This window comes from Actinomadura sp. NPDC023710 (assembly GCF_040639875.1).
GTDB classification, from domain to species: domain Bacteria; phylum Actinomycetota; class Actinomycetes; order Streptosporangiales; family Streptosporangiaceae; genus Spirillospora; species Spirillospora citrea.
In genome coordinates, this window is the sequence record NZ_JBFAGB010000006.1 from 239,564 (window position 1) to 255,997 (window position 16,434).

Annotated in this window: 12 protein-coding genes and 1 pseudogene; 7 read left to right on the forward strand and 6 right to left on the reverse strand. The window is 73.2% G+C overall.

Annotation, left to right across the window (positions count from 1 at the left end):
* Positions 1-5: 5 nt before the first annotated feature.
* From AB0H37_RS09825 to AB0H37_RS09840, 4 genes are all read left to right on the forward strand, one after another.
* Positions 6-1,943, forward strand: coding sequence for a biotin carboxylase N-terminal domain-containing protein (locus tag AB0H37_RS09825; RefSeq protein ID WP_360612145.1), 1,938 nt, complete (start codon positions 6-8; stop codon positions 1,941-1,943).
* Complete coding sequence (locus AB0H37_RS09830) at positions 1,940-2,872, forward strand: hydroxymethylglutaryl-CoA lyase (protein ID WP_360612146.1); 933 nt, start codon at positions 1,940-1,942, stop codon at positions 2,870-2,872. The genes AB0H37_RS09825 and AB0H37_RS09830 overlap by 4 nt, the downstream gene beginning before the upstream one ends.
* A gap of 3 nt (positions 2,873-2,875) precedes the next feature.
* Positions 2,876-4,024, forward strand: a complete 1,149-nt coding sequence (locus AB0H37_RS09835; protein ID WP_179834064.1) for an acyl-CoA dehydrogenase family protein — start codon at positions 2,876-2,878, stop codon at positions 4,022-4,024.
* Between the two features lie 99 nt (positions 4,025-4,123).
* Positions 4,124-4,876 (forward strand): FkbM family methyltransferase, encoded by a 753-nt coding sequence (locus tag AB0H37_RS09840; protein ID WP_360612147.1) that lies wholly within the window; start codon positions 4,124-4,126, stop codon positions 4,874-4,876.
* A gap of 13 nt (positions 4,877-4,889) precedes the next feature.
* Here the strand turns inward: AB0H37_RS09840 and AB0H37_RS09845 are convergent, their stop codons facing one another.
* The 3 genes from AB0H37_RS09845 to AB0H37_RS09855 form a co-directional block, all read right to left on the reverse strand.
* A complete protein-coding gene (locus AB0H37_RS09845; RefSeq protein WP_360612148.1) occupies positions 4,890-5,915 on the reverse strand; it encodes a hypothetical protein in 1,026 nt (341 codons plus the stop codon).
* Between the two features lie 9 nt (positions 5,916-5,924).
* Entirely contained in the window at positions 5,925-6,899 is a 975-nt protein-coding gene (locus AB0H37_RS09850) for an LLM class flavin-dependent oxidoreductase (RefSeq protein ID WP_360612149.1), read from the reverse strand.
* Between the two features lie 89 nt (positions 6,900-6,988).
* On the reverse strand, positions 6,989-7,465 hold the full coding sequence (locus AB0H37_RS09855; RefSeq protein ID WP_329092752.1) for a MarR family transcriptional regulator: 477 nt from the start codon (positions 7,463-7,465) through the stop codon (positions 6,989-6,991).
* Positions 7,466-7,624: 159 nt separating this feature from the next.
* Here AB0H37_RS09855 and AB0H37_RS09860 point away from each other — a divergent pair, with 159 nt between their 5' ends.
* The 3 genes from AB0H37_RS09860 to AB0H37_RS09870 all read left to right on the forward strand — a co-directional run bounded on the left by AB0H37_RS09860 (position 7,625) and on the right by AB0H37_RS09870 (position 12,026).
* On the forward strand, positions 7,625-8,038 hold the full coding sequence (locus AB0H37_RS09860; protein ID WP_218935080.1) for a DUF4260 family protein: 414 nt from the start codon (positions 7,625-7,627) through the stop codon (positions 8,036-8,038).
* A 169-nt stretch (positions 8,039-8,207) separates the two neighbouring features.
* A complete protein-coding gene (locus AB0H37_RS09865) occupies positions 8,208-10,190 on the forward strand; it encodes a serine/threonine-protein kinase (RefSeq protein WP_360612150.1) in 1,983 nt (660 codons plus the stop codon).
* Between the two features lie 3 nt (positions 10,191-10,193).
* A complete protein-coding gene (locus AB0H37_RS09870) occupies positions 10,194-12,026 on the forward strand; it encodes a serine/threonine-protein kinase (protein WP_360612151.1) in 1,833 nt (610 codons plus the stop codon).
* Between the two features lie 26 nt (positions 12,027-12,052).
* Here AB0H37_RS09870 and AB0H37_RS09875 read toward each other — a convergent pair.
* The 3 genes and pseudogenes from AB0H37_RS09875 to AB0H37_RS09885 form a co-directional block, all read right to left on the reverse strand.
* Positions 12,053-13,438, reverse strand: a pseudogene (locus tag AB0H37_RS09875) (NAD(P)/FAD-dependent oxidoreductase); the annotation flags it as partial.
* Positions 13,422-14,306: a tryptophan 2,3-dioxygenase family protein gene (locus AB0H37_RS09880; RefSeq protein WP_360612152.1), complete on the reverse strand. Its 885-nt coding sequence runs from the start codon at positions 14,304-14,306 to the stop codon at positions 13,422-13,424. The pseudogene AB0H37_RS09875 and the gene AB0H37_RS09880, both read right to left, overlap by 17 nt.
* A 39-nt stretch (positions 14,307-14,345) precedes the next feature.
* On the reverse strand, positions 14,346-16,424 hold the full coding sequence (locus tag AB0H37_RS09885; RefSeq protein WP_360612153.1) for an ABC transporter ATP-binding protein: 2,079 nt from the start codon (positions 16,422-16,424) through the stop codon (positions 14,346-14,348).
* Positions 16,425-16,434 lie beyond the last annotated feature (10 nt).

The following is a 16,434-nucleotide window of genomic DNA, read 5'->3' on the forward strand; positions in this document are numbered from 1 at the left end:
TGTTGATGTTCGACAGCGTCCTGGTCGCCAACCGCGGGGAGATCGCCGTCCGCGTGTTCCGCACGCTGCGGCGGCTCGGCATCCGGTCCGTGGCCGTGCACGCCGGGGCCGACGCCCTGGCGCGCCACGTCCGGGAGGCGGACGAGGCCCTGCTGATCCCGTCGTACCTGGACATCGAGGCGGTCATCGCGGCCGCCCGCGACGCCGGCGCGTCGGCCGTGCACCCCGGATACGGGTTCCTCGCCGAGAACACGGCGTTCGCGCGGGCGTGCGGCGAGGCGGGGCTGGTGTTCATCGGGCCGCCTGCCGGGGCGATCGACGCCATGGGCGACAAGATCCGCGCGAAGCGGACCGTCGCGGCGGCCGGCGTCCCCGTGGTCCCCGGGCGGGACGAGCCCGGCCTGTCCGACGCCGAACTGGAGGCGGCGGCCCTGGAGGTCGGGCTGCCGGTGCTGCTCAAGCCGTCCGCGGGCGGCGGCGGGAAGGGCATGCGGCTCGTCCGGGACGCCGCGGACCTGCCGGAGGCGATCGCCTCCGCCCGGCGGGAGGCGCGCGGCTCGTTCGGCGACGACACGCTGCTCGCCGAGCGGTTCGTCGAGAACCCGCGGCACATCGAGATCCAGGTCTTCGCGGACGCGCACGGCGGCGCCGTCCACCTCGGCGAGCGCGAGTGCAGCCTCCAGCGCCGGCACCAGAAGATCGTCGAGGAGGCGCCGTCCCCGCTGCTGGACGCCGCCGCGCGCGAGCGGATGGGCACCGCCGCCGTGGCCGCCGCGCAGGCCGTCGGATACGTGGGGGCCGGGACGGTCGAGTACATCGTCTCGGCCGACCGCCCCGACGAGTTCTTCTTCATGGAGATGAACACCCGGCTCCAGGTCGAGCACCCCGTCACCGAGCTCGTCACGGGACTCGACCTGGTCGAGCTCCAGCTCCGGGTGGCCGCGGGAGAGCCGCTGCCGTTCACGCAGGACGGGGTGCGCCTCGACGGGCACTCCATCGAGGCCCGCGTCTACGCCGAGGACCCGGCGCGCGGCTTCCTGCCCACGGGCGGGCGGGTGCTCGCCCTCGGCGAGCCCGAGGCCGCGCGGGTCGACTCCGGGCTGGACGTCGGAACGGAGGTCGGCGGCTCCTACGACCCCATGCTCGCCAAGGTCATCGTCCACGGCGCCGACCGCGCCGAGGCGCTGCACAGGCTCGACCGCGCGCTCGCGTCCTACACGCTGCTCGGCGTCCCGACGAACGTCGCGTTCCTGCGCGCCCTGCTGCGGCACCCGTCGGTCGTGACAGGCGACCTGGACACCGGCCTGGTCGAGCGCGCTCTGGACGAGCTGGTCGCGGGCGTGTCCGTTCCGCCCGAGGTGCTCGCCGCCGCCGCGCTGGAGCGGATGCTCGACCTGGAGTCCGGCGACGACCCGTGGGACGTCCCGGACGGCTGGCGGCCCGGCGCCCACGCCTGGGCGCCGTGGATCATCACCCCGTCCGGCGGCGACCCGGTCGAGGTCCGCGTCCAGGGCAGGGCGGCGTCCGCGCGCGTCGCCGTCGGCGGTGAGCCGCCGGTCGCCGCCTCGCTCACCAGGCCGTTCACGCTGACCTACGGTGGAAGGACGACCTCGTTCGCCGGCGCCCGGGACGGGCGCACCCTGTGGCTCGGGCGCGACGGGCACGCGTGGGCGCTGAGCGAGCACGTCCGCGCCGAGGGCGGGGCCGACGCCGCCGCCGCGGGCGACGGCGTGCTGCGCAGCCCGATGCCGGGCACGGTCCTTGCGGTCAAGGCGGCCGAAGGCGACCGCGTCGAGGCCGGGCAGCCGCTCGTGGTCGTCGAGGCGATGAAGATGGAGCACACGGTCACGGCGCCGCTCGCCGGCGTCGTGGCGAAGCTGCCGGTCCGCGCGGGCGCGCAGGTCGCCCTGGACGCGGTGCTGGCCGTGATCGAGGAGGCATGACGGTGCCGGTGTTTCCCCTCTCCGGCCTTCCCGAGCGGGTCACGATCTACGAGGTCGGGCCGCGGGACGGGCTGCAGAACGAGAAGGCGATCGTCCCCGCCGAGGTCAAGGCGGAGTTCGTGACCCGGCTGGCGGACGCGGGGCTGCGCACGATCGAGACGACCAGCTTCGTCCACCCCAAGTGGGTGCCGCAACTGGCGGACGCCGAGCAGTTGCTCGACATCCTGCCGCGCTCCCCCAGGCTGCGGTACCCCGTCCTCGTGCCGAACGAGCGGGGCCTGGACCGGGCGCTCGCCAACGGCGTCACCGAGATCGCGATCTTCGGCAGTGCCACCGAGACCTTCGCCCGCCGCAACCTGAACCGCACCGTGGACGAGTCCCTCGCGATGTTCGCCCCGGTCGTGGAACGGGCGCGCGCCGAGGGCCTCTGGGTGCGCGCCTACGTGTCGATGGTGTGCGGCGACCCGTGGGAGGGTGACGTCCCCGTGGAGCAGGTCGTGTCCGTCGCGTCCCGCATGATGGACATGGGCTGCTCCCAGCTCAGCCTCGGCGACACCATCGGCGTCGGCACGCCCGGCCAGGTCACCGCGCTCATCGAGGCGCTGACCGAGGCGGGCGTCGGCACCGACCGGCTCGCCGTCCACTTCCACGACACCTACGGGCAGGCGCTGGCCAACACCCTCGCCGCGCTCCGCGCGGGCGTCACCGTCGTGGACGCCTCGGCGGGCGGCCTCGGCGGCTGCCCGTACGCCGAGAGCGCCACCGGCAACCTGCCCACCGAGGACCTCGTCTGGATGCTGAACGGCCTCGGCGTCGAGACGGGCGTCGACCTCGCCGGGCTCGTGTCCACGAGCCGCTGGATGGCGGACCGCCTGGGCCGTCCCAGCCCGTCCCGCGTAGTGCAAGCCCTGTCACCTGAATCGGAGTAACCAATGATCGACTTCACGCTCGGCGAGGAGCAGGAGGAACTACGGCGCACGGTCGAGCAGTTCGCCCGCGAGAACGTCGCCCCGGTGATCGGGGACCTGTACGAGCGCGGCGAGTTCCCCTATGAGATCGTCGCCGCGATGGGGAAGATGGGGCTGTTCGGGCTCCCCTTCCCGGAGGAGCACGGCGGCATGGGCGGCGACTACTTCACGCTCTGCCTCGCCCTGGAGGAGCTGGCGCGCGTCGACTCGTCCGTCGCGATCACGCTGGAGGCCGGGGTGTCGCTGGGCGCGATGCCGATCTACCGGTTCGGGTCCGCGGAGCAGAAGGAGCGGTGGCTGCCGCCGCTCACCTCCGGCGAGCGGCTGGCCGGCTTCGGGCTGACCGAGCCGGGCGGCGGGTCGGACATCCCCGGCGGCATGCGCACCACGGCCCGGCTGGACGGCGACTCCTGGGTGATCAACGGGTCCAAGGCGTTCATCACCAACTCCGGCACCGACATCACCGCGTTCGTGACCGTGACCGCGTTCACCGGCGACGGCGAGATCTCCACGATCCTCGTCCCGAACGGGACCCCGGGCTTCACGGTCGGGCGCAAGTACTCCAAGGTCGGCTGGGCGGCGTCCGACACGCGGGAGCTGTCGTTCGACGACGTCCGCGTCCCGGCCGAGAACCTCGTCGGCGAGCGGGGCCGGGGGTACGCCCAGTTCCTGCGGATCCTGGACGAGGGGCGCATCGCGATCGCCGCGGTGTCGGTCGGCCTCGCCCAGGGTTGCGTGGACGAGTGCCTGCGCTACGTCCGCGAGCGGGAGGCGTTCGGCAAGGAGATCGGCCGCTACCAGGCGATCCAGTTCAAGGTCGCCGACATGGAGACCCGGGCGCACACCGCCCGGCTCGCCTACTACGCGGCGGCCGCGAGGATGCTGGCGGGCGAGCCGTTCAAGAAGGAGGCCGCCATCGCCAAGCTGGTGGCCTCCAACGCCGCCATGGACAACGCCCGCGACGCCACGCAGGTCTTCGGCGGTTACGGCTTCATGAACGAGTACGCCGTCGGCCGCTTCTACCGCGACGCGAAGATCCTGGAAGTGGGCGAGGGCACTTCCGAGGTGCAGCGCATGCTGATCGCCCGCGCCCTCGGCCTCCCGCCGTCCTGACGCGCACCGCGCCCGGCGGCCCCCGATGCCGCCGGGCGCGCCTCTCCGCGCAACGCGGGTTCCCACCGGTGGCGGAGCCCGGCGCGGTAAGGTCGGCGGATGCTGCTGCGCGCCTACGGGATCGCTCGCTCACTGGTCATGTACCACGGAATTCCGGGCAGGCACCGGCGCGCGTCGCGCCTCTACGGAGAGTTCCTCGGGCCCGACGACATCGCGTTCGACATCGGCGCGCACGTGGGCGGCCGGGTGCGCGTGTGGCGGGGGCTCGGAGCGCGCGTCGTCGCGGTGGAGCCGCAGCCCGACTGCCTGCGCGTCCTGCGCCTGTTCTTCGGCCGCGACCGCGGCGTCGTCCTCGTGCCGGGCGCCGCCGGCGCCGAGCCCGGACGGGCGCACCTGGCCCTGTCCACCGCGACGCCGACGGTGTCCTCGATGTCGCCCGGCTGGATCAAGGCGGTGACGACGGACCGCGGCTTCGCCCGCGTCCGCTGGGACCGCTCGATCGGCGTCGACGTGACCACGCTGGACGAGCTCATCGCCGTCCACGGCGTGCCGGCCTTCTGCAAGATCGACGTCGAGGGCTTCGAGGCGGACGTGCTGGCGGGGTTGTCCCGGCCGCTGCCCGCCCTGTCGTTCGAGTACGTGCCGTCCGCGCACGACGCCTCCCTGCAGGCGCTGGACCTCGTGGACCGGCTGGGCGACTACGTCTACAACTACTCCCCCATCGAGACGATGCGGCTGGCCAGCCCTCGCTGGCTCGACGCGGCCGAGCTGCGGCGGCGGCTGGAGAGGATCCGCCCGCGCGGGCGGTCGGGCGACGTCTACGCGCGTCTCCGCGAATCCGGCAGGCCCTGAGCCGCGGTCCGGCTCAGCCGGAGGACGTCACGAAGGCGGCGAGCCGGGCTTCCACATCCTCACGAGGCAGCTCGCGAAGGCTGACCCTTGATTCCAGCGCCTCGTGCAGGACCGGGTACATGTTCGTCGGTGACCACTGCGCGTGGATCGATCTCTCGTCCAGGAACAGGGTGGGAAGGCCCCCGACCACGGGGACCGCCTCGAAGGCTGCGGAACCGGGGAAGAACATCGCCGGCGCCCCGCCGGCGCCCGGGTAGTGGAACCCGATCCGCTGGTGCTCGATCAGCTCTTGCGCCTCCTGGTGTTCCTGCGGGGTCAGGCCCTGGTTCCGCGCGTACCGCACGAGCGCGGGGTCGGTCGGCTCGGCTCCGAGGTAGCCGGGGCCGGCATGGCGTTCGAGAGCGTCCTGGGCGAGCGCGAAGAAGTGGTACATCCGGTCCTGGACGCCGGTCAGGCCGAGGACGAAGCCGCGCCGGCCGCGCGGGTCGAGCAGCAGGATCTCCCGGCCGTCCAGAAGGGCGAGCACCTCGCGGACGTAGTAGAGGGTCTCGTAGTGCTCTTCCAGTTCGTCCACCAGCGGCGCGACGTGGGGCCGGGCGCGCAGACGCCGCCGCGCGCCCTCGTCGCGGCTGAGCATCGTCATGGCCGCAAGGAGGACGAAGGGCAGGGTGTGGTGGGCGCGGACGAGGTCGGGAGACACCCGGAACAGCTCGTCCTGCGCGCTCACCCCGCCCTGCACCACGAACTCCTTCGCCAGGCCCAGGTAGCGCTCGGTCATCTCCATGACCGCGTCGACCGGGACCGTCACCGAGCCGCCCCGCTCGACGAGCACCCCGCACACGAAGGCCATCATCCCCGCGCGGAAGACGTCGCCGGCCCCGAGCGAGGCGGCCAGCTCCGCCATGGCGGCGTCGACGTCGGTGATGGACCCGAGGAACGCCTGCACCTCGTCCCGGCCGATCAGGTCGGTTCCGGCCCGGCATTCGCCCAGGTCACTCGACTGCCGGACGAACTGCGCGATCCCCACCGTCTGCGACATTCGATCATGCTAGCGGCGGACGGGCCCCGAGCGCCGCGCCTTCGGCGAGGGGCCGTTCTCCTTCGCGACCGCTTCGCGGACGGCGGGGGCGATCTCCTGCCCCCAGCGGGTGACGGAGGCGAGGTCCTGCGTCCCGCCGCTGGGCGAGAAGAGGGTGAACCCGGACGCGCCGTGCTCCAGGACCGCTCCGGTCAGCTCCTCGGCCCACTGCTCGGGGGAGCCCCCGATCCAGCGTCCGTCGCGGTCGCGCGTGGCGGGCAGCGGCCGGTCGGTCACGCGTCCGGGCAGGTTGAAGATCGTGCGTATCTCGCGCGGGTCGCGGCCCACAGCCGCGGCGGCCTCGTCGATCACCGGCCGCGACGCCCGGTAGCGCTCGCTGAGCCAGTCCGCGGCGTGGCCGGGGATCCAGCCGTCGGCCACCCGGCCGGTCGCGGCGAGGGACCTCGGGCCGACCGACCCGGTCCATACGGGCGGCGCGGCCACGGGAGCCGGCTCGATCTCCTCCACCCGGTAGTGGCGGCCCTGGTGGGTGACGGGCGGGCCACCGCCGGCCAGCTTCCTGACCAGGACGATCGCCTCTTCGAAGGCGTCCACCGCCGCACCCGGCGACAGCCGCGGCACGCCCATGTCGGAGATCCGATCCCACAGCCCGCCCGCGCCCATGCCGAGCACGACGCGGCCGCCGGAGAGCACCGACAGCGACGTCACCGTCCGCGCGAGCATGGGAGCCGGCCGGGTCGGCAGGTTCGTGACGTTGGCGAAGCCCGCGATGCGCTCGGTGCGGCCGAGGACGAAACCGATGGCGGCGTAGGCGTCGAGGCGTTCGCCGAGGTAGGGGTGGTCCGACAGGGAGAAGTGGTCCAGGCCGTCACGGTCGGCCTGCTGGGCCATGCGCAGCAGGCCGGCCACGTCCTCGACGCCGGAGTGCGCGCCGAACCCGAACAGGGGCAGCCCCTCGCCGCCGGCCGCAATCGAAGTACTCATCATTCCGCGCTCCGCACAACAGAGTTACAGTTCGTATCACGAACCATATTAGTTCGTAACACGAACTGCAACCCTTCCGGCGGAAGGTCTCAGCGCCTGCGGGCCGCCCCCTCGTCGGGTTCGGCGAACACCACCGGGACCTGGTTGTCCAGCACGATGCGGCCGAGCAGATCGGCGAGGGCGCCGCGCTCGGCATCACTGAGCCCCTTCGGCAGCCGGTCGATCCGCCGGCAGGTCTCGGCGTAGAAGTCCTCAGCGAGCCGGCCCCCCTCGGGGGTCAGCGCGACCCTCACCGCGCGCAGGTCCCGCGGGTCGGGCTCGCGCCGGACCAGGCCGTTGCGCTCGGTGCGGTCCACCAGGCCGGTGAGGCTCGACTTGGCCAGCCCCAGCGTCGCGCCCAGTTCTCCCATCCCCAGCGGCCGCGCCATCAGCACGCACAGCAATTGCCCCTGCTGCGACGTGATGCCGTACTCCCGCGCCGACTCGCCATAAACGGCGTTCACGAGAAACGCGCCTCGCACCAGCGCCGCCACGACACCGATCCGGCCCTCGTCTTCTTTGCCCACGCGACCAGGGTATCCCGGCAGTTCGCGCGACGAACTACCGCGCCGCCACCCCGCGCGCCGCGTCGGCCCACACCGACCGCCAGACGATAGCTTGACAGCTAAGGCTCTTAGCTTTAAGTTGGCTAACGTCGTTAGCCAACGTTCGGAAGGGCCGTCATCGTGAGCGCAGCCGCCACCCGGGGCAAGGTCTCCGGCATCCGCACCGTCCGCCGCGCCGCGTGGTCCGCCGGCGCGCTCTTCTGGACGGCCTTCGCAGTCCTCGAAGGCGTCAACCACGGGTGGCTCGCGGCGATCCTGGCGGTCGCCTTCTTCATCGCCCCCGACCTGACCTTCCTCGCCGGGCTGCGGGACGCCGCCACCACCGAGCGCGGCCGGCTCTCGCCGCGCGCCGTGCCGTACTACAACGCCGCGCACCGGGCCCTGGTGCCGTTCGCGCTGATGGTGGTCTACACGGTCACCCCTGTGACCTGGGCTCCGCTGTTCGCGGGCCTGTGCGGCTGGATGGCCCACATCTCCGTCGACCGCGCCTTCGGCTACGGCCTCCGCACCAAGGAAGGCTTCCAGCGCCACTGACCGCGGGCCCGGCTCGACGAAGATCCGGCCGGCGGGGTCCCCCTCCCGGAGAGCCGGCCGACCAGCAGGGTTCATGCCGTGCGTCACACCGGGTTCGAGGCGCTGTCGAAGGAACACCCGCGTCTGCTAGAAAATCCCGGACCCTTCCAGGCCCGACGACGGGTGGTACATGGAACCCCTGCATCCCGGAGATCCCCGGCGGATCGGACCGTACGAACTGGAGGCACGGCTGGGCGCCGGGGGCATGGGGCAGGTGTTCCTCGGGGTCTCGCCCGGCGGCCGCGGCGTCGCCGTCAAGGTCATCCGCGCCGAGCACGCCGAGGACGAGCGGTTCCGGAGGCGGTTCGCCCGCGAGGTCGAGGCGGCCCGCCGGGTGGGCGGGTTCCACACCGCGCAGGTCGTCGACGCCGACCCGGAGGCCGACCCGCCGTGGCTGGTGACCGCGTTCGTCCCCGGGTCGACCCTCCGGGAGGTGGTCGCCGAGCACGGGCCGCTCGATCCGGACGCGGTCCGGGCGCTCGCGGCGGGACTGGCCGAGGGCCTGGCCGCGATCCACGCGTGCGGGCTCGTGCACCGCGACCTCAAGCCCGGCAACGTCATCATGGCGGCGGACGGGCCCCGGATCATCGACTTCGGCATCGCCCTCGCGACCGACGCGACCGTGCTGACCTCGCACAACGTGGTCGTCGGCACCTACGCCTACATGTCGCCGGAGCAGGTGCTCGGCGAGGTGCCCGGCCCTCCCGGCGACGTGTTCTCACTCGGCTGCGTGCTCGCCTACGCGGCCACCGGCGGCGGCCCCTTCGACGCCACGTCCATCCCGGCGATCGTCCACCGCGTCCTGCACGAGGAGCCCGACCTGCCGGGGCTGCCCGGCGACCTGAGCAACATGATCGCCGCGTGCCTGGTCAAGGATCCCGGGAGGCGGCCCGTGCTGGACGCGCTCATCAGCGCGCCGCAGAGCATCGAAGCCCCCGCTCCTGCACCAGCGGGCCCGTCCCTCCCGGACGACGACGCGGTCGGCACGCACGCGAACGCGACGCGCGTCGCGACCCGGCAGCAGGACGCCCCGGCCGTCGCGCCGGCCGGCCCGGCGCCCGTCCGCCGGCGGGCGCTGCTCATCGGCGCGGGCGCCGTCACGGCGGTCGCCGCCGCGGCCGTCCCGGCCGCGCTGTTCCTGACAAGGGGGGACGGAGGGCAGGAGGCCGCGGCGCCCCCGGCGCCCGCCCCCCGCCCGAAGGGCCTGGTCTCCCCCAGCGGGTCGCTCACCGCCCCTGATGTCAAGTCCCTCAACGAGGTCGCGATCACCGCCGACGGCCGGACCGTCGCCGCCGGGGGCCTGGACTCCACGATCACGCTGTGGGACGTCGCGACCGGACGCGTCCTCCGGACGATCGAGAAGACGGGATGGGTGAGCGCGCTGGCGTTCAGCCCGGACGGCCGGTCCTTGGCGAGCTCCTGCAGCACCCCCGGCCTCCTGCTCGTCTGGGAAGTGGCCACCGGCCGCCTCAAGGTGAACGAGCGGAGCGGCGAGTTCGGCCTGAACTCGCTGGACTACAGCCCGGACGGCCGCACGATCGCGGGCGCCAACCCCGACGCCCGGCTCTTCGACGCCGCCACCGGCCGCGGGCTGGCGTCGTTCGACCTGCGCCACAGCGGCGTCAACGCGATCGCCTACAGCCCGGACGGCGAGCTCGTCGCGGTCGGCGTGGACGGGTACCACGACAAGCCGCCCGGCAAGACCGTCCAGCTCCTCGACGGCCGGACGCTTCGCAAGCGCGGTCAGCTGGTCGGCCACACCTCGAACCTCACCGGCGTGGCGTTCAGCCCCGACGGGAAGCGGCTGGCCAGCAGCGGCGCGGACAAGACCGTCCGCCTCTGGGACCTCGCGTCCCGGCGCGCCGTGCGCGTCATCAAGGCGGGCGAGGCGACAGTGAAGGACACGAGGTTCTCCCCGGACGGCTCGTCCGTCCTCGCCGCCTGCTCGGACCGGACCATCCGGATCTGGAACGCCGCCACCGGCGTGCTCACCGCGACGCTCGTCGGCCACTCCCAGCCCGTCGAGCGGATCGCCCTCACCCCGGACGGCCGGACCGTGGCCGGCGTGGGCGGCACCAAGGCCGACGGCACCGTGACCCTTTGGAAGGTCTGACCCTTGGATCCGCTCCGCGGTGACGACCCCCGCCAGGTCGGCCCCCACCGGCTGGACGGGCGGCTGGGCGCCGGCGGCATGGGCGAGGTGTTCCTCGGCTCCTCACCGAGCGGGCGCAGGGTCGCGGTGAAGGTCGTCCGCGCCGAGTACGCCGCCGACCCCGGGTTCCGCGAGCGGTTCGCCCGCGAGATCGAGGCCGCCCGCAAGGTCGGCGGGTTCCACACCGCGCAGGTCGTCGACGCCGACCCGGAGGCCGCGTCGCCCTGGATGGCGACCGCGTTCGTGCCCGGCCCGTCCCTGCGGCAGGTCGTGGCGCGCCAGGGGCCGCTCGCGCCGCCCGCGGTCCGCGAACTGGGCCGGGGGCTCGCCGAGGGCCTGGCCGCGATCCACGCGTGCGGGCTGGTGCACCGCGACCTCAAGCCCGGCAACGTCATCATGGCCCCGGACGGCCCCCGGATCATCGATTTCGGCATCGCCCGCGCGTCCGACGCGACCGCGCTGACCTCGACCGGCGTGGTCGTCGGCACGTTCTCGTTCATGTCGCCCGAGCAGGTGCGCGCCGACGCCACCGGTCCGGCGAGCGACGTGTTCGCGCTCGGCTGCGTGCTCGCCTACGCCGCGCTCGGCCGCGGCCCGTTCGACGCGCCGACCATCCCCGCGATCGTCCACAAGATCATCGGCTCGCCGCCGAACGTGGCCGGGCTCACCGACCCTCCCCTGCGCGACCTGATCGTCCGCTGCCTGGAGAAGGAACCCGCGCGGCGGCCGTCCGTCCAGGAGATCCTGACCGGGCTCCCCACCGAACCGTCGCGCCGGGTGCCCCGCCGCGCGTTCCTTCTCGGCGGAGCGGCGGTGGCGGCGACCACCGCCGTCGCCGTCCCGGCCGTCCTACTGTGGCCCTCGGACGTGCCGGCCGAGCGGAACGTCCCGAAGACCCCGATCGGCGTCCCCACCGGCGTCGTCCTGCCGAGTTCGGAGGTCGCGCTCTTCGACGTGGCGTTCTCCCCCGACGGCAGGTCCCTGTGGGGGGCGGGCTTCTCCTCGATCCTGCGCTGGGACCTCGCAACTGCCCAGGTCACCGTCCACGAGATGAAGGACACCGACCAGACCTACCGGCGGCCCATGGTCTTCAGCCCGGACGCCGGGACCCTCGCCACCGGCGGCGCCGACGGAGCCGTCCACCTCTGGGACGTGGCGTCCGGGCGCATCCGCAAGACCTTCACCGGAGTGCGGGGCGTCCAGGCGCTCACGTTCGGCCCGGACGGCCGGTCGCTCGCCGTCAGCGGCGGAAACGGCCCCGACCACGTGCAGATCTGGGACACCGTCACCGGGAGGACCGTCCGGATGAAGGCCGACTACTACGCCAACGCCCTCGCCTTCTCCTCGGACGGCAGGACGCTCGCCGGCGGCCGGTCCTACTCCGGACGCTTCACCCTCTGGAACGTCTCGGACGGCGGCGGCACCGAGGTCTCTCCCCTCAACGCCACCGAGGTTCCGTGCCTCGCCTTCAGCCCGGACGGAGAGGTCGTCGCGGCCTCCACCGGCGGCTACTACGGCTACGAACTGCGCAACGCGGACGACGGACGGCTCAAGACCAGCATCAGGGACCTCCAGGGCGAGGTCCAGGCCCTCGCCTTCAGCCCGGACGGCGGCACCCTCGTCACCGCCGACAAGAAGAACATCCGCCTATGGCACGTCCCGACGGGCCGCAACACGGCGACGCTCCCGGGCGACGCCGACGAAGAGCAGTCCGTGACCTTCTCCCCCGACGGCCAGAGCTTCGCCACCACCAGCGGCGCCGGCACGACCCACCTCTGGACCTTCGCCCCCGCCTGACACCCGGGAGCGTGCTGTGACCGTCCTCATGGCTCACCGACGGGTGCTGACAGGGGGCGGCGCCCCTGGAAGCCGACCCGCCGCAAGCCGATCGCGGCCGCGATCCCGGCTACCGTCGCCGCCCCTGCCAGGAAGCGCCATTGGTGCTTCGCGCGGCGTTCTACCCGTGCATAGGGCTTGGTGGAGAACGAGACGAGTTCGTAGCGGGACGCCCACACCCCGGGCAGGGCCTTCTGCAGCGCGAGCTCGGTCTTCCGGGTGAACGTGAAGACCGGGGAGGCGACCTTGTCGCGCATCTCGACGAAGTTCTCAAGCGCCATCCGCGCGATGGCGTCGGCGTTGTCCTTGCGCCGCTTCTCGTACCGCGGCAGGGCGAGTTCCCAGGTGCCGGCGGTCTCGGTGAGGCAGCGGTCGAGTTCGACGACGTCCTCGAAGGCGCAGTTGGCGCCCTGCCCGTAGAACGGGACGATCGCGTGGGCGGCGTCGCCGATCAGCGCCGTCCGGCCGCCCGGCACGTGCCATGTGTCGCACCGGACGGTGCCGAGCCTGCCCACGGGATTGCCGAGATAGTCCTCCACCAGGCCGGGAGAGAGCGGCGGCAGGTCCGGATAGCGGGCTTCGAAATGCTCCTTCACGGCGGCCGGGGTGTCGAGCGAGGCGAATCCCGACGGGCCCCTGTACGGCCAGAACAGCGTGCAGGTGAACGACCGGTCGGGGTTGGGGAGGGCGATCATCATCGCGTTCCCGCGCGGCCAGATGTGCAGCGCTTCGGGGTCCAGGGCGAACGCGCCGTCCACCGCGGAGATGGTCAGTTCCTTGTATCCGTGGTCGAGGAGCTCGACGTCCTCCCGGATCACGCCGGCCGCCACCAGTTGCGCGCGGGTGGCCGATCCGGCGCCGTCCGCGCCCAGCACGACCGACGCGCTGACGCCTACCGTGCCCGCGGAGGTCTCGAACCGGAGCTCGCCGGTCACGGGGTCGAGGCCGGTGAGCCGGTGGCCGAAGTGCAGCGTCACGCCGTCCGCGGCCTCGGCGGCGTCGATCAGCGCGTTGTTGAGCGCGCCCCGGCTGATCGAGTTGATCGCCTTGTCGCCGTCCCGGCTGTACGGCTGGAAGTCCCGGGGCCCGGCCACGGGGTGGATCATCCGCCCGCGCATCGGCAGGGCGTCCGCCATGACCTGCTGCTCCAGGCCGATGCGGCGGAGAGCGTCCAGGCCGCGTTCGGACAGGGCGAGGTTGATGGAGCGTCCGCGCTCGCCGTCGCCGACGCGCGGGTCGGGTCTGCGCTCGTACAGGGAGACCTGATGGCCGCGCCTGGCGAGATAGCAGGCGAGGAGGGATCCGGTGAGGCCGGCTCCGACCACGGCGATGTCGACCTTCGTCATCCTTGCTCCCCTACATGTACGTGCGGGCCGACCACAGCTCCGGGAAGACCTCCCTGGCCATGCTGCGCTGGAGCCATTGGATCCCGTTCGAGCCGCCGCTGCCCGCCTTCGCGCCCATCGCGCGGCGGACCGACACCAGATGCTGGTAGCGCCAGTCGCCGAAACGCTCGGCGACGTCGGTCAGGGCCTCGCCGAGCATGCGGAGGTGGTTGTCGGGTCCGGTGTCCGTGTAGACCTCCACCCAGGCGCCTTCGACCGCCGGGTGCGGCTGGTGTTCCTGGGAGTGGTCCCGGCCGAGCAGGTCGGCGGGGATGTCGTGGCCCTTCCGGGCGAGCAGGGCGACGGTGTCGTCCCAGAGGCTGGGTGCGCGCAGCGCCTCCGTCAGCTCTGCGTGGACGTCGGGCTGCCGTCTGAACGGCCGGACGAGAGACGCCGTCCTGAGCCCCAGCAGGAACTCCAGGTGCCGGTACATCGCGGACTGGAAGCCCGAGCCTTCGCCCAGCTTGTCGCGGAAACGGTTGAAGTCGGTCGGCGTCATCCAGCGCAGGCCGCGCCAGCCCGCGTTGAGCCCCTCCAGGTGCAGGGAGGCCCTGCGCAGCGGCGGGAGGGCGCCCCACACGTCGTCCTCCCGGATCAGGCGCTGCCCTTCGCGCAGTTCATGGCGGAGGAGCCCGAAGTACAACTCCATCACCTGGCTGATCACCAGGAACGACATCTCTCCGGGATCGTCGCTCAGCGTCTGCTGAAGGGTGTGCAGGGTGCCGGCGTGGATGTAGGCGTCGTACGGCACCCGGCCGGTGAACGCCAGGGTGGGCTCTCCCCCGCCGGCGGCGGCGCGGTCGACGCGCTCCTGCTCCGTCACCGGGCAGATGGAGGGTTCGAGGTCGGTGTTCACCGGTGTCCCTTCTGCGAGTCTCTGCGGTCTGCGCCGGCGTCAGCCGGCCTGGGCGGCGGCGGGCTGCGGCTCGCGCAGCGGGAAGTGGCACGCGGCCGAATGGCCCGGATCGAAGCCGCGCAGCACCGGTTCCTCCTCGGCGCACCGGGCCTGCGCGCGCGGGCAGCGGGTGCGGAAGCGGCAGCCGGACGGCGGGTCGAACGGGCTGGGCATCTCGGCGTCCATGCCGTCCTGGTCGCCGGGAGGTTCGGCGGCCGGGTCCGGCTCAGGGATCGCGGCGATCAATCCGGCGGTGTACGGGTGCGCGGAGCGCAGGTAGATGTCGTCCGGGGAGCCGATCTCGACCAGCTTGCCCAGGTACATCACCCCGACCGTGTCCGCCAGGTAGCGGACGACGGTCAGGTCGTGGGAGATCACCACGTAGGTGAGCCCGTGCTTCGCCTGGAGCCGCCTCATCAGGTTGAGCACCTGGGAGCGGATCGAGACGTCGAGCGCGCTCACCGGCTCGTCGGCCACGATCACGCGGGGGTTGAGCGCCAGCGCGCGGGCCAGCGCGATGCGCTGCCGCTGTCCGCCGGAGAACTCGTGGGGGTAGCGCTCCAGCACGCTGTGCGGCAGGCCGACCTCGTCCAGCAGGTCGCGGATCGCGGCCGACTGCTCCCTCGCCGAACCGATCCCCTGGGCGGCGAACGGCTCGCGCAGGATCGCGCCGATCCGCATGCGCGGGTCGAGCGCGTCGAACGGGTCCTGGAACATCATCTGGAGGTTGCGGCGGTGCCGGCGCAGCCCCCGCCCGCGCAGCCCGCCGAGCTCGGCTCCGAGGGCGGTGACACCGCCGGACGACGGCTTCTCCAGCGCGACGATCATCCGGGCGAGGGTGCTCTTGCCGCAGCCGGACTCCCCGACCAGCCCGAACGTCCGGCCCGGCTCGACCTCGAACGACACCCCGGATACGGCCTTGACGCCGCGCCGCGCACCGCCCCGCAGCGACCTGCCCGCCGCGTACTCCCTGGCCAGGTCGTCGACGGCGAGCACCGGTCCGGCCGGCCGTTGCGGCGCGTCCGCGGTCTCCGGCGCGGTCTCCGCGCCGGGCGCGGCCGGCGCGGTCACGCCGAGCGGGCCGTCGACCGGGTTCCAGCACGCCAGCGCGTGCCCCGGCCGCTCCTCGGCGAGCACCGGCTCCTCGCTCCGGCAGCGGTCGGTGGCGTGCGCGCACCGGGCGGCGTAGCGGCAACCCGCGGGCGGGTGGGCCAGGTCCGGCGGGGAGCCGGCGATGGAGTAGAGGGCCTGCCCGCGCGGCTGGGTCAGCCGCGGCGTGCAGGCCAGCAGGGCCTGCGCGTACGGGTGCCGCATGCCCGTGAACAGCTCGCCGGTGCGGGCGCTCTCGACGATGCCGCCGGCGTACATGACGCTGACCCGGTCGGCCCACTGCGCGATCACGCCCATGTCGTGGGTGATCAGCAGCATGGCCATGCCGAGCCGGTCCTTCAGATCGTGCAGCAGCCGGAGGACCTGCGCCTGGACGGTCACGTCGAGCGCCGTCGTCGGCTCGTCCGCGATCAGGACCTTCGGCTCGCAGGACAGCGCCATGGCGATCATGACCCGCTGCCGGAGCCCGCCGGACAGCTCGTGCGGGTACTGGCCGAGCCGTTCGGCGGGCCGGGCGATGCCGACCAGCGCGAGCATCTCCAGCGCCCGGTCGCGGGCCTCCTTCGGGCTCGCGCCGCGGTGCAGCCGGACCGGCTCGGCGACCTGGTCGCCGATCGTCTTGGTGGGGTTGAGCGACGTCATCGGATCCTGGAAGATCATGGCGACCTCGTTGCAGCGGATCCGCTGGTAGTGCTTCTCCGGGAGGCCGACCAGCTCCCGTCCGGCCAGCTTGATCGACCCCCCGGCGACGCGTCCGCCGGGCGGCAGGAGGCCCATGACCGAGAGCCCGGTCATCGACTTCCCGCATCCGGACTCCCCCACCAGCCCGAGGGTCTCGCCCCGGCGCAGGCGCAGGTCGACGCCGCCGACCACGCCGACGTCCGACTTGCGCAGCCGGATGGTGGTGGACAGGCCCTCGATCGCCAGGACGCGGTCGTCGTCGGGTGCCGGACCGATGTCGGGGTTCATGTGCGACCTT